The organism is Mycolicibacterium litorale (assembly GCF_010731695.1).
GTDB classification, from domain to species: domain Bacteria; phylum Actinomycetota; class Actinomycetes; order Mycobacteriales; family Mycobacteriaceae; genus Mycobacterium; species Mycobacterium litorale.
The window spans coordinates 1,231,304-1,252,717 of sequence record NZ_AP022586.1; the positions used below are offsets into that span (position 1 = coordinate 1,231,304).

Here is a 21,414-nt window from a genome sequence, read left to right on the forward strand (position 1 = left end):
GCGGATCCGATGGCAATCCAGATGCGCCCCAGGCTTTCGGCCTCCCGGCGGCAGGAGGGGCTGACCGTCGACGACCGGCTCGCCTACATCGACCAGGCCGCGTTCCTGCAGCTGCGGGCGACCCGTATCGGCAAGCTGGCACAAGCGGTCTGGGTGTACGAGCACCCGGTGGACGTCGACGCCCTGCGCCGGTTCCACGCCAACCTCGACCACAGCCTGCTCGGGCGGCGCGTCGAACCGTCGGCGCTGCCCTTCGGCAGGCACCGGTGGGTGGCCGCGCACGCCGGGCCGCTCGAGGTGTCCGATCCACGGCCGCGCGCCGAGCTCAGCGACTGGATAGACGAGCGCTCGGCGGTGCCGATCGACCCGGAGTTCGGGCCCAGCTGGCATCTGGCGATGCTGCCGATGGACGACGGGTCGACCGCGATCAGCCTGGCGGCCTCACACTGCGTCACCGACGGGATCGGGCTGCTGCGCTCGGTGGCCGATGCCGCCGAGGGCCGCACCCGGCTGCTCGGATACGCCCCTGCCCGTTCGCGACCCACCCTCGCGGCCCTGCGCGCCGACGCCCGCCAGACGGTGCGCGACCTGCCGGAGGTCGGCCGGACGGTCGCCGCCGCGGCACGGTTGGGCTATCGGCGGCGCAACGACTTCGCGCAGTCGGGGACGACGCGTCCGCAGGGGACGGTGGATCACGGCCGGGAGCCGGTGATCATGCCGGCCATCAACGCGTTCATCGACGCCGCCCACTGGGATGCGTGCGCGGAGAAGCTGAACGGCACCACGTACTCGCTGCTCGCCGGCTTCGCGGCGCGGCTGGCCGAACGCACCGGGCGACACCGCCCCGACGACGGTGCGGTGTCGTTGCTGATCGCGATCAGCGAGCGCACGCCCGACGACACCAGGGCCAACGCGGTCTCGCTGACCACCGTGTGCGTCGACCCGGCGCGGGTGACCACCGACCTGTCCGACAGCCGCACCGCGATCCGCCAGGCGCTCAAGACATTGCGTGAGGTGCCCGACGAGACGTTCGCGCTGCTGCCGTTGACGCCGTTCGTGCCGAAGCGAGCGGTGCGGCGCGCCGCCGACGTGATGTTCGGTGACCTTCCGGTGTCGTGTTCCAACCTCGGTGAGATCGACCCGGCGGTCGGCCGTCCCGACGGTTCCGACGCCGAGTACTTCATGCTGCGCGGGGTCGACCAGGACCTCACCCGCGACCAGATCGAACGGGCCGGCGGACAACTGGTGGTGGCGAGTGTGCGCCTGCGCGACGTGATCTCGCTCGGCATCGTGTCCTACCAGCCGGGCGGCACCAACACCAAGCGCCATCTGCGGGATCTCACCGCGCTGACGCTGGCCGAGTTCGACCTCTTCGGCGAGATCGTCTAACTGTGCCGGCGCCCGTCACGCGCCGCATCTTCGAGAAGGTCGGCCGCAGTTCCCACACTCGTGGCCGGTTTCGTCATCGCCGCGGCGGCCTCGCGGGCGCGTTCGACGTACGGCCGGCCGAGCACCTTGCGCAACGACTGGCGCAGCGACTTGCGCGTCGTGGACGAGAACCGTTGATAGTCGCCGACACCGAGGGCCCTGACGCGCGAACCCCAGATCGGTTGTTCGGCACCGACCCACAACACCAGGGTGGGGATACCGGCCCGGACCCCGGCCGCCGTGGTCCCCGCGCCGCCGTGGTGAACCACGGCCCGGCACAACGGGAACACCGCCGCGTGGTTGACGCTGCGGACGACCTTCACGTGTGCCCCGTGCGACAGGCCGGCGATGTCGAGCACCCCGGAGCAGATGAGCGCGCGTTCACCGAGATCCGCACACGCCGCCTCGATCATCGCGATCGCGTCGGCGGGGGATTTGACCGGCATGCTGCCGAAACCGAAGTAGATCGGCGGGGTCCCGGCGGCGATCCAGGACACCACGTCGTCGTCGACCTCGGTGTCCTTCTCGAGCGTGATCGCGCCCACCAGGGGGCGGTCCGGCCCCCACTCCTCGGCGAGTCCGGGGAAGAAGATCTCGTCGTACGCCTGGATTTCGAGCGCACCGGCCTCGAGCATGCGGCGCACCGCGCGGGTGCCGGCCGGGGGGAGTCCGAGTTCGCGGCGCTGATCGTCCTCGGCGCCCTTGAGGACCCGCCAGTGCGCCCACTCGCCGACCGCCCACGCCGGACCGACCACCGCGGACGGCAGGGGAACCGGCAGCACCTTGGTGTTCGGGCGCACCGGGAAGTAATGCAGTGCCGACAGCGGAATCCCGTGCGCCTCGGCCACATTGGCGGCCAGTTCCTGGTAGGTGGTGCCGGTGAGGATCAGGTCGGCGCCGTCGGCGAGCTCGTCGAGCGAGCGGCTCATCTGGGCCCAGCCCTCGACGACGTACTCGCGTGCTTCGCGCAGCACCGTGAGCGGGTTCCGCAGCTTGTACCACTCGCGGAAGATGTCGGCGTCGAGCTGCTGCTGGGAATCCACCCCGTAGGTGACCGGCGTGCCCAGTCCGCATTCGTCGACGAACGAAACGAGGTTGGGCGGCACCGCCGTACGCACCTCGTGCCCGCGCCGGGCGAGTTCGAGTCCCACGGCGGCGCACGGTTCGACATCACCGCGGGTGCCGTGGACGGCGACGACGAATCTCACCGGCGGAGCCCGCTTCGCGGGTCGGCGTGTAACGGCAACGAGAGCACACCCGATTACAACATGGATCGGGTCGACGAGTGCTCGGCGGAGCAACCGGCGCTGTGCGCTGAGCGCAACTGCGTCAGGGGTTTTGATCTTGTGAGCCGTGTAGCGTGAAAATCATGTTCAACCGCACCAGACTCCGTGGTGCGTTGGCCGACGGGGGGCTACCCCTGCTCGGCCGTTTCATCGTCCGGCATCCTGTCCTGATCATCATCGCGTGGGTCGCCACGGCCGCCGTGCTGTTCCTGCTCATCCCGCCGCTGGCGGTGGTGTCCCAGAAGAACCCGCCCGAGTTCCTGCCCAAGGACGCGCCGGTCATGGTCGCCAGCAAGCAGATGAGCGATGCGTTCAAGGGCGCGGAGGAGACCAACGCCGGCAACCTCAACGTCGTCATCCTCAGCAACGACAAGGGCCTGTCGCCCCAGGACGAGGCGACGTACAAGACGCTCGTCGAACGCCTCAAGGCCGACAAAGAGCATGTCATCTCGACGCAGGACTTCGTGGCGACTCCCGAACTGCGGCAGGTGATGACGAGCAAGGACGGGAAGGCCTGGAACCTGCCGGTGAGCCTCACCGGCAACATGGGCACCCCGAAGGGGCAGGCGGCATACCGCGCGGCCAGCAAGATCGTCAAGGAGACGACGGAGGGCACCTCGCTGCAGGCCAACATGGTCGGCGCGGCGGCGACCCTCGAGGACATCAACGCGATCGGTGCGCGCGATCAGCGGGTCATCGAGATCGCCACGGTCGGAACGATCCTGACCATCCTGCTGATCGTCTACCGCAGCATCATCGGGATGCTGATCCCGTTGCTGACGATCGGTCTGGCGCTCGGGGTGGCCAACCAGGCGGTGGCCGGGCTCGGCGAACTGGGGCTCGGGCTGGGCCCGCAGACCATCGTGCTGATGACCGGCATGCTGATGGGCGCGGGCACCGACTTCTCGATCTTCTTCTTCAGCCGCTACCACGAACTCGTGCGCGAAGGCATGGAGTCCGACGACGCGATGGTGGGCGCGCTGGTGACGATCGGCAAGGTGGTCGCCGGCTCGGCGGCGACCACGGCGATCGCCTTCCTCGGGCTGGCGTTCACCACGCTGGGCGTCTTCGCGACCGTGGGCCCCGCCCTGTCGGTGACCATCGCGATCGGCTTCCTCGCCTCCATCACCCTGCTCCCGTCGCTCATCGTGCTCGCGGGGCGCCGCGGCTGGGTCAAACCCCGCAAGGATCTGACCGGGCGGTTCTGGCGCCGTTCCGGTGTCCACATCGTGCGCAGACCGGTCATCCACCTCGCCGGCAGCCTCGTCGTGCTGATCGCGCTGGCGGCCTGTGCGGCGTTCATCCAGTTCAACTACGACGATCGCAAAGCGCTGCCCGCCGATTCCGAGAGCAACCGCGGCTACGAGGCGATGGACGACCACTTCCCGATCAGCACCACGATGCAGCAGTTCATCGTGATCCAGGCGCCCGACCAGGATCTGAGGTCGCCGCGCGCGCTGGCCGACATGGAGGAGATGGCGCAGCGGATCGCCGCCCTGCCCGACATCGACATGGTGCGCGGTATCACCCGGCCGACCGGGGAGATGCTCGAACAGGCCAAGGCCACCTACCAGGCCGGCGAGGTGGGCGGAAAACTCGACGAGGCGTCGACGCTCATCCAGGACAACGACACGAACCTCAACCGGCTCAGCGGCGGTGCACACCAGCTCGCCGACGTCCTCGACCAGATCCGCGACGGAGTCATCGGGGCCGCGGGCAGTGTGCGGGGTCTGGCCGGCGCACTCGACGACATGTCCCGCAAGTACGGCGGTGCGAAGACGCTCGACGAGATCGACCGGACGGCGTCGCTGGTCACGAACATGCGCGACCTCGGCAACGCGATCGGTGTCGACGTCGACCGGATGACCGACATCTACGCGTGGGCCGAGCCCGTGCTGCGGTCGCTGGACACCAGCCCCACCTGCGACGCCGATCCCGAGTGCGTGCAGTCGCGCGAGGACATGCGTCGCATCGTCAGCACGCGCGAGAGCCCGTACCTCAACAGCATCTCCGACCTCGGCAGCCAGCTGCAGAACACCGAGGGCTACCAGACCCTCGACGAGACCATCCAGGGACTGAGCAAGAGCCTCAAGACCGCGACGGCCGCGGCGCGTGAACTCGGCCTCGACGAGCCGGGCGGAGTCCAGAACAAGATCCGCGAGGCCACCGAGGGCGCGAACACGCTGGCCGATTCGAGCCGTCAGCTCGCCGAGGGCGTCCAGCTGCTGGTCGACCAGACCCGCAACATCGGCGGCGGCCTCGATCAGGCGTCGGACTTCCTGCTCGCGATGAAACGCGATGCGTCCGAACCCAATCAGGCCGGGTTCTACATCCCGCCGCAGATCCTCACCCAGGAGGAGTTCAAGAAGGCGGCGAACCTGTTCGTCTCCAAGGACGGACACACCGCGCGCTACCTGGTGCAGACCGCGCTCGATCCGTTCGGCACCGAGGCGATGGACCAGGTCGCCGACATCATCGACGCGGCCGAAAGCGCCCGGCCCAACACCACGTTGGCGAACGCGAACATCACCATGGTGGGTTTCTCGCCGGTGCAGAACGATCTGCGCCAGTACTACAACGGCGACATCCGGTTCATCATCATCGTCACGCTGCTGGTGGTGTTCCTGATCCTCGTCGTGCTGCTGCGCGCGATCGTCGCGCCGCTCTACCTGGTGGCGTCGGTCGTGCTGTCCTACGTGTCGGCCATCGGGATCGGCGTGCTGTTCTTCCAGTTCATCCTCGGCCAGGAACTCGCCTGGACGGTGCCGGGGATGGCGTTCCTGGTGTTGGTGGCGGTGGGCGCCGACTACAACCTGTTGCTGATCGCGCGAATACGCGAGGAGTCCCGCGACGGGATCCGCACCGGCATCATCCGCACCGTCGGCGCCACCGGTGGTGTGATCACCTCCGCGGGACTCATCTTCGCGGCGTCGATGCTGTCGCTGACCGTCAGCAGCATCGGCACCGTCATCCAGCTCGGCTTCGTCATCGGTGTCGGACTGCTGCTCGACACGTTCATCGTGCGCACCATCACGGTGCCCGCCGCCGCGGTGCTGATCGGCAACGCGAACTGGTGGCCGTCGAAACCGACGTACGACGATCTGCCGTCGCGCGATGTCCGCGGTGGCGGGGCACCCGCGCTGCCCACCACGCCGAGATCCCGGGTGCGCCAACGGCTCCTCGAGGTGGCCGCCGACTATCGTTCCTACCGCGCCCAACTCCACGACCTGCAGACCGAGCCGATCGCCGCCACCGGCGACGCGGGCGGCGAAACGGTCGCCGACTCCTCCACCAAGAGCGGTTCATGACCCGCGGGAAAGGTTCAGATGACCTCGAGCAGGTTGGCGTGACGGCGGCCCGGGCGCCGTACGTGTCCTACCTCGGCTGGCACGGCAAGGGCAACCTCGGTGACGACGCGATCTACGACGCGGTGCGGTCCCAGTTGCCCGAGGCCACCTTCCTGGACCTGCCGCGCTTCCCGCACGAGCGGATCCGGGCCACGGCAACGGGTTTGACGAAGTCTCTGCGCCAGAGCACGCAGGTCGTCGGCGGCGGAACCCTGATCGGCCGGAAGCACTGGCGGCGACTGATCGGCAGTGCGATGAAGCTGACCGGCGGGGGGAACTACGCCATCGGCGCCGGTGTCGAGGACCCCGTCTTCGTCGGCCGCAGAAGCGGATCCGGCGGCAACGAGCTCAGCCGGTGGGTGCCGTTGCTGGAGCGGTTCGACACGGTCTCGGTGCGCGGGCCGCGCAGCGCCGAACTGCTCGCCGACGCTGGATTCGAGGCGCGGGTGTCGGGCGACCCGGCGCTCGTTCTGCCGTCACCGCAGGCGCAGCCGGTCGACGGCCTCATCGGCCTGAATATCGGCTTCGGCGACGACCTCTGGGGTCACGACCCCGACCGCGTCGTCGCCCAGGTGACCGTCGCGGTCAACGAACTCGCCGCCCGGGGTCATCGCTTCGTGGGCGTGCTGATGAACGCCGACGACGAACAGTGGACCGGCAGGGCGCTCGCCGGGGTGTCCGCCGACATCGTCCGCCCTGCCGACGCGGCCGCCGCGGCGGCGCAGTTCGCCGGTTGTTCGGCGGTGATCGTCAGCCGGCTGCACGCCGGGATCCTGGCGTCGCTGTCCGGCACCCCGGTGGTCTCCCTCGAATACCAGCCCAAATGCCGCGATTTCGCGCTGTCGATCGACGACGAGAGGTCGCTGCTGCGCACCGACCGGCTGACCGGGAGTCAGCTGGTCGACCGCGTGCTGGAGACGCTGGCCGATGCGGAGGCCATCCGGCGCAGGACCTCCAGTGCCGTCGACACGCTCCGGCAGCGGCTGCGCGCCGACTACGCCGGCGTGCGCGCGCACGTGGGGCTCGGCTAACCCGCCTCCGCCACGGTGCGATAGCCGCGTACCGCCAGCGGTCCGAAGATCGCCCCGAGCACGATCAGCCACGCGCAGGTGAGCAGCAGCGGCCCCAGGACGGGGCCCTGGCCGGCCAGTCCGCGCATCGTCTCGATGGCGGGGGAGATCGGCTGGAGAGAGATGAACCACTGCAGCCACGACGGGTACATGCCCACCGGCGCCATACCGGAGCTGCAGAAGACCAGACCGATCGAGCCGGTGCCCAGCCACGTCAGCATGACGTTGTTCTCGGCGCGGATGGACAGCGCGATCACCATCATCGTGAACACCGTGACCACCGCGACCGGGATGAGCACGAACGGGATCGCCATGAGCACACCGCGTTCGAACCGCAGTCCGAGCACCACGCCGATGGCCGTGATGAGGACGGCCCCGCCCAGCGTGCGGCCGCCTTCGGCGATCAGTGTGCCCACCATCGCGCTCGCGCGGTGCACCGGCAGCGTCCAGAACCGGGTCAGCACACCGGTGTTGCGTTCGGCGGTCATGGCGAGACCGATGGCCAGCGCACCGAACATCGCACCCGCGATGGCGCACATCGGCACCAGGCCGTACACGCTGTCGGTACCGGTGATCCGCATGATGGACTTGCCGAGCAGCAGCTTGTAGGTGACCAGCAGCAGGGTCGGGAACAGCACCGCCTGAAGCGGGATCATCGGGTCGCGCCGCCACCGGGCGTACCGCCGCCCCGCGAAGACGAGGCTCTCGGTCAGCAGCGAGTTCTGGTGTGTCGTCAGCGCGCTGCTCACTGCGGCCGCCGTTGCATCCGCAGTGCGATGAACCCGAACAGCGCGAACAGCCCGACGCACCACGCCAGCGTGGCCGCCAGGTTGCCGCCCGCCACGTGGCCCGTGGACAGACCGCGGAGCGTCTCGGCGACCTGGGACACCGGTTGGTACTGCACGAACGGCTGCACCCAGTCGGGGAACGAATCCAACGGCGCCAGCCCGGTCGAGAGCAGCACCAGCATCAGCTGCGGGAACAGCAGCACCTGACTGGACGCCTCCATGTGGGAGAGCCGGGTTCCGGTCGCGTCCGCGCCCAGCGAGAGCGCGATGGTCAGGATCAGCGAGATCATCACGAAGGCCGCGGCGTAGAGCCAGCCGCCGCTCATCCGGAACCCGAACAGGTAGGCGACGGCCAGCGAGGCCACCAGGCCGAGGACGCCGCGCAGCAGGCAGTAGAGCATGCGCGCCATCAGCGGCACCGCAGCGGACATCGGCATCGTGCGCAGACGGACGCCGAAACCCGACGACTGATCGCGTGCCGCGCGGTCGGCGGTGGTCATCGAGCTGAACACCATCGCCTGGATGACGATCGCAGGCAGCACGTACTGCGGGTAGCTCATGCCGCCGGTGTCGATCACGTTGCGCAGGATGAAGGTCAGGCCGACGAACGTGGCCACCGGCGCCAGGATCGCGAACAGGAGGTCGAGGTCGCGAACGGTGCTGATGACGACCCGTTCGGTCAGCGCGGCCAGGGCGTTCACGGGGTGACCGAGGGTTTGGTCAGGTGCAGGAAGACCTCGTCGAGCGACGGCTTCCGCAGCGAGATGTCGGCCAGTTCCACGCCGATCTGATCCATCCGGCGCAACACCTCGGTCAGCGTGGCCACACCGCCGGGTGCGGGCACCGATGCCGTGTTGGCGTCGTAGTCGATCTCCGACTCGTCGAAATCGGCCAGCGCCACGTCGATCCGGGACAGGTCGTCCGGGTTCATCGGGGTCACCTGGCAGTAGCTGAACCCGACGCGGCGTTTGAGGTCGTCGGCGGTTCCGCTGGCGATGATCTGGCCCGCGTCGAGGATGATGATCGAATCGCTCAGCACGTCGGCCTCTTCGAGGTACTGGGTGGTGAGCAGCACCGTGACGTCCTGGGCCGACAGCGACGCCACCAGCGCCCACACGTCGCGGCGGCTTCGCGGGTCCAGCCCGGTCGTCGGCTCGTCGAGGAACAGCACCTTCGGCGGAACGACCAGCGCGGCGGCGATGTCGATCCGGCGCCGCATACCGCCGGAATAGGTCGACACCGGCCGGTCGGCGGCGTGCGCGAGGTCGAACTGGGTGATGAGCTCGTCGGCCCGGATACGGGCGTCGCGGCGGCGCAGGCCGCGCAGGCGGCCGAACAGGATCAGGTTCTCCCGGCCGGTCAGCAAAATATCGAGTGACGCGTCCTGTCCGGTGACGCTGATGTTCTCCCGAACCTTCCCGGGTTGGCGAACCACGTCGTAGCCCGCGACGATCGCCTCCCCGGAGGAGGGCTGGATCAGCGTCGACAGGATCTTGATCGTGGTGGTCTTACCGGCACCGTTGTGACCGAGTAATGCGCAAATCGAGCCGGTGGGAACGGAAAAACTCACATCGCGAAGCGCGGGTACTCCGCCCCCGAATGTTTTTCCGACGTTTCTCAGCTCAATCACGGGTTCATACGATACAGCGATTCCGTCGAGCTCAGCGCCAGTGCCGAATTGCCGCAACGGCTTCTGATCGCGCCATTCGGTGATGTTCCGGCCATACGGATTCTTCGATACGCAATCTTCCAGCAAACTGATGTCACGCGGATTGCGCCGGTCGGCGCCCCTTGGTGCCGGTCACGGTGAGGATTGCGGCGTTTGCTGTCATCTCATCGGTCCGACGAATTGCGGCCTCTGTCAAGCCCGTTCGGCCAATGCCCGCAGTCGTTGCACACGGTGCCGTACGGCGGCACCGCCTGGCGACACCGCACGCACGACAGCGCCGACGTTGCGCGGAGTGGGTTGGACACCGAATTCCTCGGCGATCGCCTGTGTGACCGGTCTGCCGAATCCCCCCATCCCGTTCCAGGAATGGTTCTCGCCCGTTCCGAGTCGGTAGAGGGCGGCGGGGAACGGAATCGGCCGCAGCGGTGTGCCCGCGCGCGCGAGGTCGTCGGCGATGTGCAGGTGCGAGCCGAACACCCGCTCGAGCCGGTCACCGAGCGTGTCCTGCAGCTGCGCCTGGGTGGACTCCTCGTGGAGATCCGTCAACTCGCCGAACAGATCGGTGCGCACGATATGCGCTGTGCCGCAACGGGTGTGGAACCGCCGCTGAGGTCGCACCGCCGCGCGTTCGGCGTTGTAACGCCAGCCGCGCTCCACGAACCAGCCGTTGGCGCGCGGATCGCCTGCGACCAGCCCGGACAGCCGCCTGCTGACGAAATCGTCGGCGTCGACGAACATGACGTGCGAGGCGCCGGCTCTGCGGGCCGCGAGGAGCCCGATCACGAGTTTGGTGCCCTTGTCCAGCAGGACCGCCGCCCGGCCGGTGCGCGGACCCGCCTTGGCCGACGGTGGCGGGAACCCGACCTCGACGTAGTGGACCCCGTCGGGCAGGTGAGCGGGTCGGCGATTGCCGACCACCCATATCCCGAAATCGTCGTGGTCCTGTCGCAGAAGCGATTTCAGCGTGTCATCGAGTAACCGCTCGACGCGGCCGTAATCGCCGCTGTTCTGCGGATGCCGCAGTGACGTCACAAAAGCCAGCACAACTACCCCCTTGTGGCCCACCTTATTGCAGGCGCACCCGAATCCGGTTGCGGTGTGCGCATATATGGTGGCGACGTAACACCGACTGCCAGCGCGCCCGTGGGGGACCCTTGATCATCGACTCCGAGCGGATGCCCGTCGTGGCGGCGATCCCCAACTACAACATGGGTGACCACCTCCGGCGGCTGTTACCGCAGGTGCTGGCCCAGGGCTACGACCACGTCTACGTCCTCGACGACGCCTCGACCGACGAGAGCGTCGAGGTGGTGAGCGGATTCGGCGATGCGGTGACCATGGTGCGCAGCGCCACCAACCAGGGCGCCGGCGCGAACCGCAACCAGATCATCGGCCGGGTCGACGACGCCACCGTCATCCACTTCATCGACGCCGACATGGACATCGCCACACCGCAGGCCGCGACGGTGGCCCGGGAGTTGTTCGCCCGCTACGCGCCCGACGGGGTCGGGGCGATCGGCGGCCTGGTTCGCCGTGCCGACGGCAGCCAGGAGCCTTTCAACTACGGTCCGGTGTTCTCGTTGCGCACCAACGTCACATCGTTTCCCTGGATGGTCGACCGGATCCGGCACCGCCCGCGCCTGGTCGCGCTGTTCCGGCGGACGGGCATGCCGGGGACCAGACTGTGGCCCAACATCCTGGAGACCCCGCGCCCGACCGAGACGTACTGGCTGCACGAGGGCAACATGCTCATCCACGCCGGTGCCTTCCGCGCCGTCGGCGGTTACGACCCCGCTTTCCGGTCCCACGAAGCGCAGGATCTCGCGCTGCGGCTGGACCGGATCGGCGTGAGGCGCCGCTTCGATCCGAGCCTGGAGGTCGTGCACCACTACATCGACGTGCGCGGCAAGAACCGCAGCAGATACGAACGCGAGGCCGTCCGTCACATGATCCGCAAGCACGGACTGGTCCGCTTCCTCATCGACCACTGACGGTGGGGCCTCGGCCCGGCTCAGGCGTCGAGGCGGGTGAAAGCGCCGTCGCGGTAGAGCTCGGCGCAGGAGGCGCGGCGCACCTTGCCGCTCGTGGTGATCGGGATGGACCCGCGGGGGACCAGCACCAGATCGGCCGCGCTGATGCCGTGCGCGGTCGATATCGCGCTGGTGATGCGGTTCTTCAGATCCGCGAAGTGGGCGGCGACATCCTCCGCGGTGTCTCCGCGCTTCTTGGCCTCCACGATCGCGACCAGCTGCTCGGTTCGGTCCTGTTCGACGGAGATGGCCGCGACCCGGCCGCCGGAGATCTCCTGGATCGTGCCCTCGATGTCGTCCGGATAGTGGTTGCGGCCGCGCACGATCAGCAGATCCTTGAGCCGGCCCATGATGAACAGCTCGTCGTCGGAGATGAACCCCAGATCGCCGGTGCGCAGCCACGGTCCGCTGTCGGTGCCTGCCGACGGCGAGTCGAGGAACGCGTTGAAGACCTCTTCGGTCTGCTCGGGCTTGCGCCAGTACCCGAGGCACACGTTCTCACCGCGCACCCAGATCTCGCCGACCGCGCCGGCGGACAGTTCGCGCCTGGTCTGCGGGTCGACGATCCGCACGGCGGGGGAGTCGGGGGTGCCGTAACTCACCAGCGCGGTGCCGGTTTCGCTCGCGCAGCGTTTGGCGTGCCCGGCAGAGAGCTTCTCGGGCTCGAAACGCACAACGGTGGGGGGCTTTTCGGGTGCGTCGGTCGCGACGTACAGCGTCGCCTCGGCCAGCCCGTACGCCGGGCGCAGCACCTCTTCGGGCAGGTTGAACTTGCGGAAGCGCTGTGCGAAGCGCTTGAGCGTGGCGTCGTGCACGCGCTCGCTGCCGCTGATGATGATGCAGGTGCCGCCGAGGTCGTAGCCGGCCATGTCCTCGTCGGAGGTCTTGCCCGCGGCGAGTTCGAAGGCGAAGTTCGGGCCCGCGGTGATGGCGTGCGGGTTGCTCGCCACCAGCTGCATCCACCGGGCCGGCCGGGCCAGGAACGACAGCGGGGTGGTGAACACCGTCTGCCAGCCGCCGAGGATCGGCGCGAACACGCCGAGCAGCAACCCCATGTCGTGGTAGAAGGGCAGCCACGTCACCGCCGTGGTCCCGGGCGGCGCGATACCGCCGTGGTGGGCCAGGAACGACGCCATGATCTGCTCGAAGTTGGCCGACAGGTTGCGGTAGGAGACCATGACGCCGGCCGGGGTGCGTGTCGAGCCCGACGTGTACTGCAGGTAGGCGGTCTCGGGGCGTTCCACCCGGCGCGACGCCGATTTGCGCCGGCTCTCCAGGTCCAGCAGATCCACCTCGATCAGCGCCGCCGCGGTCTCCCCGTCCTCGGGTGCGGCGTATTCGGCGACCATGGCGCCGATCGACGACGTCGTGAGCACGACGGTCGGGGCGGAATCGCGCAGCACCGCGCTGATCCGCTCGTCGTGCACTCCGGGCATGGGCGTGGACAGCGGCACCGCGATGAGTCCGGCCTGCAGTGAGCCGAGGAAGGCGACCAGATAGTCCAGGCCCTGCGGGGCGACGATGACGGCGCGGTCACCCGGCTGTGCGCGCTCGCTGAGCTCATGGGCGAGGTTGACGGCGCGGCGGTACAGCTGCCCCCAGGTGAGCGTCTCGTGCACGCCTTCGACGGCCTTCTCGTAGTCGACGAACGTGAACGCCGGGTCGTTGGGCTGCAGACTGGCGCGTTCCCGCAGCACGGTGGGAAGTGATGACGCAGTCATAGCGGGCCCTTCATCCTTGCCATAGCGAACAATGCCTCCGAGCATAAGGCAACGCATGCGGAAATCGCGTATTCGCCGGTGGCGGCGAAAAGCGGTGTGAGCGTTGCCGATGGGAGGCCCCGGCTTGGCCCGCCTACCTTCTGAAATGCCTGATTTTGATTGCTGTCGTCGCGTCCGTCAGCGACGTGCGCCGGTGAACCACTTCGTCTTGATCCGCCACGAGTGTGCGGAGGCCAGAGCAAAGCCGGCCCCGCAGAAGCAGGCGAACACCCAGACCAGCGTCCCGCCCTCGGCGGCCTGCAGCCAGGGCACGAAGGCGGTGGCGATGCGGATCGCGCACGCGATGATGCCGCTCGCCGAGGCGGCCAGGTAGATGTTCGCGATGCGGCGCGAGCGAGGATCCTTCCGCAGCACCATGAGGGCCCGGGCGCCGTAACCGAGCAGGTAGATCAGCATTCCGCAGAGCATCAGCCAGTAGGCGCTGAGCCAGAAGTCGGTGGGCGTCTTGAAGAAGTCCGCACGGTAGACGTCGGCGCCGTTGCCCGCGGAGAACGCGGCGAGCAGCAGGGGGATGCACAGCGTGGCGGGGATCTCGACGAACCGCTTGAACGACGTCTGCATCGCGTGGTCGTCCTGGAGGCGGCCCAATGTGTTGTAGACGACGGCCGAGGCCGCCACGATGTAGAGGTCGTGTGCGATGTAGTCCTCGAGGTTCCACTTGCCGGTGAGGTCGTGCAGCACATGGCCGAGAGTCTCGGAGGCCAGCGGCGACATCAACACCACGGCGCCCAGTTGCAACGCGATGTTGAGGGTGGCGGCGACCTCCCAGCGACAGTTCCACGTCACCCGGCGGATCCACAGACTCCACGCCATACACCCGACGGTGATGGCAATGAGTACCGCGAGTGTCATCGGAAGTCGCTCTCGTGCTGAAAGAGGTTCAGCAAATTGTACGACCTACAGCGGCGGCGCGTCGGGGCGCGGTGCCAATTCCGACAGTTTCGGCCGCCGGCGTGTCGTCGGCCTGGCCTCGGCAACCGTGGCGACCGTCAGATTCGAGGACTCGACGTAGTGCCACACCTCTTGCCGGCTCATGAGACCGAAGCGGATCTGGAGGTCCGGGTAGCTCAGGTCGAACCGGTCCGCGACGCGCCTCAGCTCTTCGGCGTCGGGATAGTTGTGTTCCTTGATGCGCCGGTAGTACGTGCTGCTGGAGATCCCGAGCGCGTCGTAGATCGTCTTGGCCTCGACATCCCCGTCGAGCAGGTAGTCGAGCAACGCTTTGAGCTGCCTGCCGTTCTCGTCAGTCCGTGGCATCCGTCCACGATAGACGCTGTTCCCGCGAATGGGCAGTGGCAACCACTATTCGGACGCCCCTGCCTTTATTGACATGACCGTCACAGTTTTGGCACTGGTCTCCCATTTCTGGGACACACCGCGTAGCGTATTCGCCATGGTCGCTCCCCACCTGGCTACACCGCACGACTTCGCGGCATCCGCTCTGCGCATGCGCATCACCGACCGCGACGAAGCGCTCGGCACCCAGCTCGGCAACGCCGACAAGGTGTCGGCGCCGCTGGACACCGTGCTCACCCTCGAACTCGACGGTGCCGCCTTCGCCCTCGGGATGACCGCCGACGAACTGCTGCTCGCAGCGCTCGGACGTACCGTTGCCCGCACCATGGGCGAAGGCGTGGTCGCCGTCGACGTCGTCCGGGACGGCCGCTCGGCCCCCGCGCTGGTCGAGCTGATCTGCCTCGGCGAGCGCCAGCTCGACGCCACCGCGATGGTCCACATGGCCCACCGGGTGCTGAGCGAAGCGCCCGCCGATCGCCCGGGCTACTTCGGTGGTGCGGCCGCGGACGTCCTCTTCAACTACGTCGGCACCACGCCGGCGCACACCGCCACCCCGCCGTTGGTCGGGCACGCCCTCGAACTGCGCGCCTACCGCAACGGCGGCCTGATGGAGGTGGACTGGTGGTTCGACAGCCACCGATTCGACCGGGCCACCGTGCAGGAGTTCGCCGAGCAGTTCCCGTTCGCGCTGATCGAGCTGACCTCGGAAGCGGCACCGTCGGCGTAGCCGCTAGAATCGCTGTTCAGCGGCACTGATCCGGCCATCACCGGGGAGCCTCCGGAAGAACCGTCACGCGAATACTCGCGCGGCCAGTAGAACCGGACGGGTGGGCCCGTCACAGCCTCAATCAAGCGGCGCACACCGTTGTGCGCAAGCGGGGTGGTACCGCGGCGCTCGCCCATCGGCGTGACGTCGTCCCCGTGCCGGGACGTTCTGCGGCTTCCGAGGCCGGAGGCCGCAATCAGGCACAGGAGACAACGCGAGTGACCGCCTACCCCAAACCGGCCAGTGGAGCGCCGAACTTCCCCGAGTTGGAAGCCGACGTCCTGGGTTACTGGGACAGCGACGACACCTTCCGTGCCAGCATCGCCCGCCGTGACGGCGCCCCCGAGTACGTGTTCTACGACGGGCCCCCGTTCGCCAACGGCCTCCCGCACTACGGACACCTGCTGACCGGCTACGTCAAGGACATCGTTCCCCGCTACCGCACCATGCGTGGCTACAAGGTGGAACGCCGCTTCGGCTGGGACACCCACGGACTGCCCGCCGAACTCGAGGTGCAGCGCCAGCTCGGGATCACCGACAAGGCCGACATCGACGCCATGGGCATCGAGAAGTTCAACGACGCCTGCCGCGCCTCGGTGCTCAAGTACACCGACGAATGGCGGTCCTACGTCACCCGCCAGGCGCGCTGGGTCGACTTCGACAACGACTACAAGACGCTCGACCTCGGGTTCATGGAGTCGGTGATCTGGGCGTTCAAACAACTGTGGGACAAGGGCCTGGCGTACCAGGGCGTGCGGGTACTGCCGTACTGCTGGAACGACGAGACACCGCTGTCCAGCCACGAACTGCGGATGGATGACGACGTCTATCAGAGCCGGCAGGATCCGGCGATCACCGTCGGCTTCCAGGTGCTCGACGGCCCACTGGCGGGATCGCATCTGCTGGTGTGGACGACGACGCCGTGGACGCTGCCATCGAACCAGGCGGTCGCCGTCAACCCCGATGTGACCTACGTACAGGTCGCCGTCCCGGGTGAGGTGAGCGGCAGGAAGTATGTGCTGGCCGAGGCCCGGCTGGCCGCCTATGCGCGCGAACTCGGTGAGGAGCCCGAGGTGCTGGCCACGGTCACCGGCAGCGAACTGCTCGGCACCCGCTACCTGCCGCCGTTCCCGTACTTCACCGACCGACCCGAGGCGCACAACGCCTTCCAGGTGCTGCGCGGTGAGTTCGTCACCACCGAGGACGGCACCGGCATCGTCCACATGGCACCCGCCTACGGCGAGGACGACAAGGCGACCACCGACACCGTGGGCATCACGCCCGTCACCCCGGTCGACAGCAAGGGCCGATTCGACGCCGGCGTGCCGGATTACCAGGGCCAGCACGTCTTCGACGCCAACCCGCAGATCATCCGCGACCTCAAGAACGGAACGGGCTCGGCGGCCGCCAACGGCGCCGTGCTGGTGCGGCACGAGACCTACGAGCACTCGTATCCGCACTGCTGGCGGTGCCGCAATCCGCTGATCTACCGGGCGGTGTCGTCCTGGTTCATCAAGGTCACCGAATTCCGGGACCGCATGGTCGAACTCAACCAGGAGATCACCTGGTACCCCGAACACGTCAAGGACGGTCAGTTCGGCAAGTGGCTGCAGGGCGCCCGCGACTGGTCGATCTCGCGAAACCGCTACTGGGGCACGCCGATCCCGGTGTGGATGTCCGACGACCCGGAGTATCCGCGCATCGACGTCTACGGCAGCCTCGACGAACTCGAGCGCGACTTCGGGGTGCGGCCGACGAACCTGCACCGGCCGTTCATCGACGAGTTGACCCGGCCCAATCCCGATGACCCCACCGGGAAGTCGACGATGCGGCGCATCGAGGACGTGCTCGACGTCTGGTTCGACTCCGGCTCGATGCCCTACGCGCAGGTGCACTACCCGTTCGAGAACGCCGAGTGGTTCGCGGGCGGGGGGTCCGAAGACGCCCACTTCCCAGGCGATTTCATCGTCGAGTACATCGGGCAGACCCGCGGGTGGTTCTATACGCTGCACGTGCTGGCCACCGCGCTGTTCGACCGTCCCGCGTTCAAAACCTGTGTCTCCCACGGCATCGTGCTCGGCAACGACGGCCAGAAGATGAGCAAGTCGCTGCGCAACTATCCGGACGTCACCGAGGTGTTCGACCGCGACGGATCCGATGCGATGCGCTGGTTCCTGATGGCCTCGCCGATCCTGCGCGGCGGCAACCTGGTCGTCACCGAACAGGGCATCCGCGAAGGGGTCCGCCAAGTGCTGCTGCCGCTCTGGAACGCCTACACGTTCCTGGCGCTCTACGCGCCGCAGAAGGGCACCTGGCGCACCGACTCCACGCACGTGCTCGACCGGTACATCCTCGCGAAGCTGGCGCAACTGCGCGACGACCTCACCGAGTCGCTGGACGTCTGCGACATCTCCGGGGCGTGTGACGAGCTGCGGCAGTTCACCGAGGCCTTGACGAACTGGTATGTGCGGCGGTCACGTTCGCGGTTCTGGGAGGAGGACCGCGACGCGATCGACACGCTGCACACCGTGCTGGAGGTCACCACGCGGTTGGCGGCGCCGCTGCTGCCGCTGGCCACGGAGAAGATCTGGCGCGGTCTCACCGACGGGCGGTCGGTGCATCTGACCGATTGGCCGGAGGCGGACCTGCTGCCGCACGACCCCGCGCTGGTGGCCGCGATGGATCAGGTCCGCTCGGTGTGCTCGACCGCGTCGTCGCTGCGCAAGGCCAAGAAGCTACGGGTGCGGTTGCCGCTTCCCAAACTGACTGTCGCCGTGGCAGATCCGGCGCAGCTCGAACCGTTCGCCGACCTCATCGCCGATGAGCTGAACGTCAAGGCGGTCGAGCTGACCGCCGACATCGACACCTACGGCCGCTTCGAGCTCACGGTCAACGCCCGTGTCGCGGGCCCACGCCTGGGCAAGGACGTGCAGGCCGCGATCAAGGCGGTCAAGGCGGGCGAGGGTGTGGTCAACCCGGACGGCACGCTCACCGCGGGGCCCGCCGTGCTGCGGCCCGAGGAGTATTCGTCGAAGCTCGTCGCCGCGGACCCCGAGTACACCGCGGCACTGCCCGACGGTGCCGGGCTGGTGGTGCTCGACGGCACGGTGACCCCGGAACTGGAGGCCGAGGGCTGGGCCAAGGACCGCATCCGCGAACTGCAGGAGCTGCGCAAGTCGAGCGGGCTGGACGTCTCGGACCGGATCACCGTGGTCATGTCGGTACCGCAGACCCACGAGGACTGGGCGCGCGCCCACCGCGACCTGATCGCCGGGGAGATCCTGGCGACCGCGTTCGAGTTCGGTGAACCCACCGACGGCGCCGAGATCGGCGACGGCGTGCGGGTGGCGATCGCCAAGGCCTGAGCGCTCAGCCGCGGCTGACCCGGGCCGACTCGTCGCCGAAGGTGACGGTGTCGCCCGGGTGCAGTTGCCGTCCCCGGCGGAGCTCGACCTCGCCGTTGACGGTCACCAGCCCGTCGGCGATCGCCGATTTGGCGTCCGCCCCGCTGTCGAGCAGTGACGACAGCTTGAGGAACTGGCCGAGGCGGATGGTGTCGTCACCGATCGGAACGTCGTGCGCCGCCATGCCCGTCAGGCTAACGCCCTAGCATCGGCGGGGTGGACGTGCGCTGGGTCCTGCATCTGGACATGGACGCGTTCTTCGCGTCGGTCGAGCAGTTGACCCGGCCCACCCTGCGTGGGCGGCCGGTGCTCGTCGGCGGTCTGGGCGGGCGCGGCGTGGTGGCCGGCGCGAGTTACGAGGCCCGGGTGCACGGTGCGCGTTCGGCGATGCCCATGCACCAGGCCCGCAGGCTCGTCGGAGCGCCCGCGGTGGTGCTGCCGCCGCGCGGGGTGGTCTACGGCCTGGCGAGCCGCCGGGTGTTCGACACCGTGCGCAGCCTCGTCCCGGTGCTCGAGCAGTTGTCGTTCGACGAGGCGTTCGGCGAACCGCAGGAGCTGGCGGGCGCCTCGGCGGACGAGGTGACGGCGTTCTGCGAGCGGCTGCGGGGGCGGGTGCTGGAGGAGACGGGGCTCGTCGCGTCGGTGGGAGCCGGCTCGGGCAAGCAGATCGCGAAGATCGCCTCTGGGCTGGCCAAACCGGACGGCATCCGGGTGGTGCGGCGCGACGAGGAGCGCAGGCTGCTCGACGGGCTGCCGGTGCGCAAGCTGTGGGGGATCGGTCCGGTCGCCGAGGAGAAGCTGCACCGGCTCGGCATCGAGACCATCGGTCAGCTCGCGGCGCTGTCGGAGCCCGAGGTGGCCGACATCCTGGGGGTGGCGGTGGGGCTCGCGCTGCACCGGCTCGCCAAGGGCGTCGACGATCGGCCCGTCGCCGAACGGGCCGAAGCCAAGCAGATCAGCGCCGAATCGACCTTCCCGGCGGACCTCATCACCCTCGACCAGGTGCGCGAGGCGGTCGGGCCGATCGCCGAGCACGCCCACCGGCGGTTGGTCAAGGACGGGCGCGGCGCCCGCACGGTCACCGTGAAGCTGAAGAAGTCGGATATGAGCACGCTGACCCGGTCGGCGACGCTGCCGTCGGCCACCACCGACGCGGCGACGCTCGCCGCCACCGCCCGCCGGCTGCTGGTGGACCCCGTCGAGATCGGCCCGATCCGCCTTGTCGGCGTTGGCTTTTCGGGTCTGTCGGAGGTGCGGCAGGAATCCCTGTTCCCCGACCTGGAACTGGTCGAGGACGATCCGGCGACGCGTCCGGTGCTGCCGCCGTCGGTGAGTGAGGCGGCCGCGGTGGCGCCGGCGTGGCAGGTCGGCGACGACGTCGCCCACCCCGAATGGGGGCACGGCTGGATCCAGGGCGCCGGCCACGGCGTCATGACCGTCCGGTTCGAGACCCGCAGTACCGGGCCGGGTTCGGCGCGGACGTTCCCGCACGACCTGCCCGAGATCGTCCGGGCCAATCCTGTCGACAGCCTCGACTGGCCCGAGTACGTGGGGGCGCTCGCTCAGGTCGAGTCGCCCTGAGTCAGCCCCAGCGCGCCAGCACGTCGGCGACGGGAGCGCCGGCGGCGAGCGCGGCCATCAGCAGCACGCGCGTCTGCGCGGGCCGCAGCGTCGGGACGACGAGCGCACCCGCTTCGACCAGGTCGTGTCCCGGCCCGTAGGCGGGCCGGACCCGCCCGCCCGGCACCCGGGTCGACACCGCGACCACCACCCCGGCCGCGCACAACCGGCGCACACCGTCGATCACCGGCGCGGCCGCGTTCCCGGCGCCCAGCGCCTCGAGGACGACGGCCCGCGCGCCTGCGGCCGCGCAGGCGTCGAGGGCGGTCGCGTCACCACCGGGATAGGTGGCGACGATGTCCACCCGCGGCGCGCCCGCCGCCGACAGGTCGCCCAGATACGGACGCTCCTTCGGCCCGGTGCGGGTGAACCGGCCGCCGGCGACGGTGCCGACCGCGGGCCCGTCGAAGCCGTCGAGGCTGTCGGTCGCGACCTTGCGCACCCCCAGCGGCCGGCGGACGGTCCCGGCGAAGCTGACCAGCACGCCCAGGCCGCGGGCATCGCGGTCGGCGGCCACCGTCAGCGCGTCACGCAGGTTGGCAGGCCCGTCGGCGTCGGGGGCGTCGGCGCCGCGCTGGGCACCGGTCAGCACCACGGGGATCGCGCCGTCGTAGGTGAGCTCGAGCCACAGCGCGGTCTCCTCCATGGTGTCGGTGCCGTGGGTGATCACCACTCCGTCGGCGCCGGACGCCGGCACGGCGCCGCGGATGCGGTCCCAGTCGGCCGGGGTGAGCTGCGAGCTGTCCTTGTTCAGCACGTCGATGACGCGCACGTCGTGGCCCGCGGTGTCGATGCCCGCGGTCAGCTCGGCGCCGCGGCGCTGCGGGCGGCGGACGCCGTCGGCGTCGGTGCTGGTGGCGATCGTGCCGCCGGTGGTGATCACGACGAGGCTCACGTGCGGAATTGTTCCGTATCGACCGTTTGGGATG

Annotated in this window: 17 protein-coding genes; 7 read left to right on the forward strand and 10 right to left on the reverse strand. The window is 68.9% G+C overall.

Annotation, left to right across the window (positions count from 1 at the left end; translation table 11 throughout):
- Window positions 1–9: 9 nt before the first annotated feature.
- The gene (locus tag G6N30_RS05765) at window positions 10–1,389 is read left to right on the forward strand and encodes a hypothetical protein (RefSeq protein ID WP_134060412.1); all 1,380 of its coding nucleotides are present in this window, start codon (window positions 10–12) and stop codon (window positions 1,387–1,389) included.
- On the opposite strand, the gene G6N30_RS05770 is transcribed toward G6N30_RS05765, so the two are convergent.
- Complete coding sequence (locus G6N30_RS05770) at window positions 1,386–2,636, reverse strand: glycosyltransferase (RefSeq protein WP_134060413.1); 1,251 nt, start codon at window positions 2,634–2,636, stop codon at window positions 1,386–1,388. The genes G6N30_RS05765 and G6N30_RS05770 overlap by 4 nt on opposite strands.
- A 161-nt stretch (window positions 2,637–2,797) precedes the next feature.
- On the opposite strand from G6N30_RS05770, the gene G6N30_RS05775 reads away from it, so the two are divergent.
- Together G6N30_RS05775 and G6N30_RS05780 are read left to right on the forward strand one after the other, a co-directional pair.
- The gene (locus tag G6N30_RS05775; RefSeq protein WP_134060414.1) at window positions 2,798–6,022 is read left to right on the forward strand and encodes an MMPL/RND family transporter; all 3,225 of its coding nucleotides are present in this window, start codon (window positions 2,798–2,800) and stop codon (window positions 6,020–6,022) included.
- A gap of 62 nt (window positions 6,023–6,084) precedes the next feature.
- Window positions 6,085–7,092 carry a polysaccharide pyruvyl transferase family protein gene (locus tag G6N30_RS05780; protein WP_134060559.1) on the forward strand — a complete coding sequence of 336 codons (1,008 nt, stop codon included), beginning with the start codon at window positions 6,085–6,087 and terminating at the stop codon, window positions 7,090–7,092.
- On the opposite strand, the gene G6N30_RS27140 is transcribed toward G6N30_RS05780, so the two are convergent.
- From G6N30_RS27140 to G6N30_RS05795, 4 genes are all read right to left on the reverse strand, one after another.
- On the reverse strand, window positions 7,089–7,880 hold the full coding sequence (locus tag G6N30_RS27140; protein ID WP_234880341.1) for an ABC transporter permease: 792 nt from the start codon (window positions 7,878–7,880) through the stop codon (window positions 7,089–7,091). The two genes, G6N30_RS05780 and G6N30_RS27140, sit on opposite strands and share 4 nt — an antisense overlap.
- Window positions 7,877–8,620: an ABC transporter permease gene (locus tag G6N30_RS27145; protein WP_234880342.1), complete on the reverse strand. Its 744-nt coding sequence runs from the start codon at window positions 8,618–8,620 to the stop codon at window positions 7,877–7,879. The genes G6N30_RS27140 and G6N30_RS27145 overlap by 4 nt, the downstream gene beginning before the upstream one ends.
- Window positions 8,617–9,549, reverse strand: coding sequence for an efflux ABC transporter ATPase subunit, DrrA-related (locus tag G6N30_RS05790; RefSeq protein ID WP_134060415.1), 933 nt, complete (start codon window positions 9,547–9,549; stop codon window positions 8,617–8,619). Before G6N30_RS05790 ends, G6N30_RS27145 begins: the two co-directional genes overlap by 4 nt.
- A gap of 231 nt (window positions 9,550–9,780) precedes the next feature.
- On the reverse strand, window positions 9,781–10,632 hold the full coding sequence (locus tag G6N30_RS05795) for a glycosyltransferase family 2 protein (protein ID WP_163687423.1): 852 nt from the start codon (window positions 10,630–10,632) through the stop codon (window positions 9,781–9,783).
- A 110-nt stretch (window positions 10,633–10,742) separates the two neighbouring features.
- Between G6N30_RS05795 and G6N30_RS05800 the strand changes: the two genes are divergently transcribed.
- Complete coding sequence (locus G6N30_RS05800; RefSeq protein ID WP_234880343.1) at window positions 10,743–11,579, forward strand: glycosyltransferase family 2 protein; 837 nt, start codon at window positions 10,743–10,745, stop codon at window positions 11,577–11,579.
- Window positions 11,580–11,599: 20 nt separating this feature from the next.
- On the opposite strand, the gene G6N30_RS05805 is transcribed toward G6N30_RS05800, so the two are convergent.
- The 3 genes from G6N30_RS05805 to G6N30_RS05815 all read right to left on the reverse strand — a co-directional run bounded on the left by G6N30_RS05805 (window position 11,600) and on the right by G6N30_RS05815 (window position 14,656).
- Entirely contained in the window at window positions 11,600–13,339 is a 1,740-nt protein-coding gene (locus G6N30_RS05805; protein WP_179965552.1) for an AMP-binding protein, read from the reverse strand.
- A 177-nt stretch (window positions 13,340–13,516) separates the two neighbouring features.
- Window positions 13,517–14,251 carry a hypothetical protein gene (locus tag G6N30_RS05810; RefSeq protein ID WP_134060418.1) on the reverse strand — a complete coding sequence of 245 codons (735 nt, stop codon included), beginning with the start codon at window positions 14,249–14,251 and terminating at the stop codon, window positions 13,517–13,519.
- A gap of 45 nt (window positions 14,252–14,296) precedes the next feature.
- On the reverse strand, window positions 14,297–14,656 hold the full coding sequence (locus tag G6N30_RS05815; protein WP_134060419.1) for an XRE family transcriptional regulator: 360 nt from the start codon (window positions 14,654–14,656) through the stop codon (window positions 14,297–14,299).
- 136 nt (window positions 14,657–14,792) lie between these two features.
- Between G6N30_RS05815 and G6N30_RS05820 the strand changes: the two genes are divergently transcribed.
- On the forward strand, window positions 14,793–15,422 hold the full coding sequence (locus G6N30_RS05820; RefSeq protein ID WP_134060420.1) for a hypothetical protein: 630 nt from the start codon (window positions 14,793–14,795) through the stop codon (window positions 15,420–15,422).
- Between the two features lie 257 nt (window positions 15,423–15,679).
- Window positions 15,680–18,826 carry an isoleucine--tRNA ligase gene (gene ileS, locus G6N30_RS05825; RefSeq protein ID WP_134060421.1) on the forward strand — a complete coding sequence of 1,049 codons (3,147 nt, stop codon included), beginning with the start codon at window positions 15,680–15,682 and terminating at the stop codon, window positions 18,824–18,826.
- A gap of 4 nt (window positions 18,827–18,830) precedes the next feature.
- Here ileS and G6N30_RS05830 read toward each other — a convergent pair whose 3' ends face one another.
- Window positions 18,831–19,049, reverse strand: a complete 219-nt coding sequence (locus tag G6N30_RS05830; protein WP_134060422.1) for an RNA-binding S4 domain-containing protein — start codon at window positions 19,047–19,049, stop codon at window positions 18,831–18,833.
- 62 nt (window positions 19,050–19,111) lie between these two features.
- On the opposite strand from G6N30_RS05830, the gene G6N30_RS05835 reads away from it, so the two are divergent.
- The gene (locus G6N30_RS05835; protein ID WP_407664740.1) at window positions 19,112–20,446 is read left to right on the forward strand and encodes a DNA polymerase IV; all 1,335 of its coding nucleotides are present in this window, start codon (window positions 19,112–19,114) and stop codon (window positions 20,444–20,446) included.
- Between the two features lies 1 nt (window position 20,447).
- On the opposite strand, the gene G6N30_RS05840 is transcribed toward G6N30_RS05835, so the two are convergent.
- Window positions 20,448–21,380 carry an asparaginase gene (locus tag G6N30_RS05840; RefSeq protein WP_134060423.1) on the reverse strand — a complete coding sequence of 311 codons (933 nt, stop codon included), beginning with the start codon at window positions 21,378–21,380 and terminating at the stop codon, window positions 20,448–20,450.
- Window positions 21,381–21,414 lie beyond the last annotated feature (34 nt).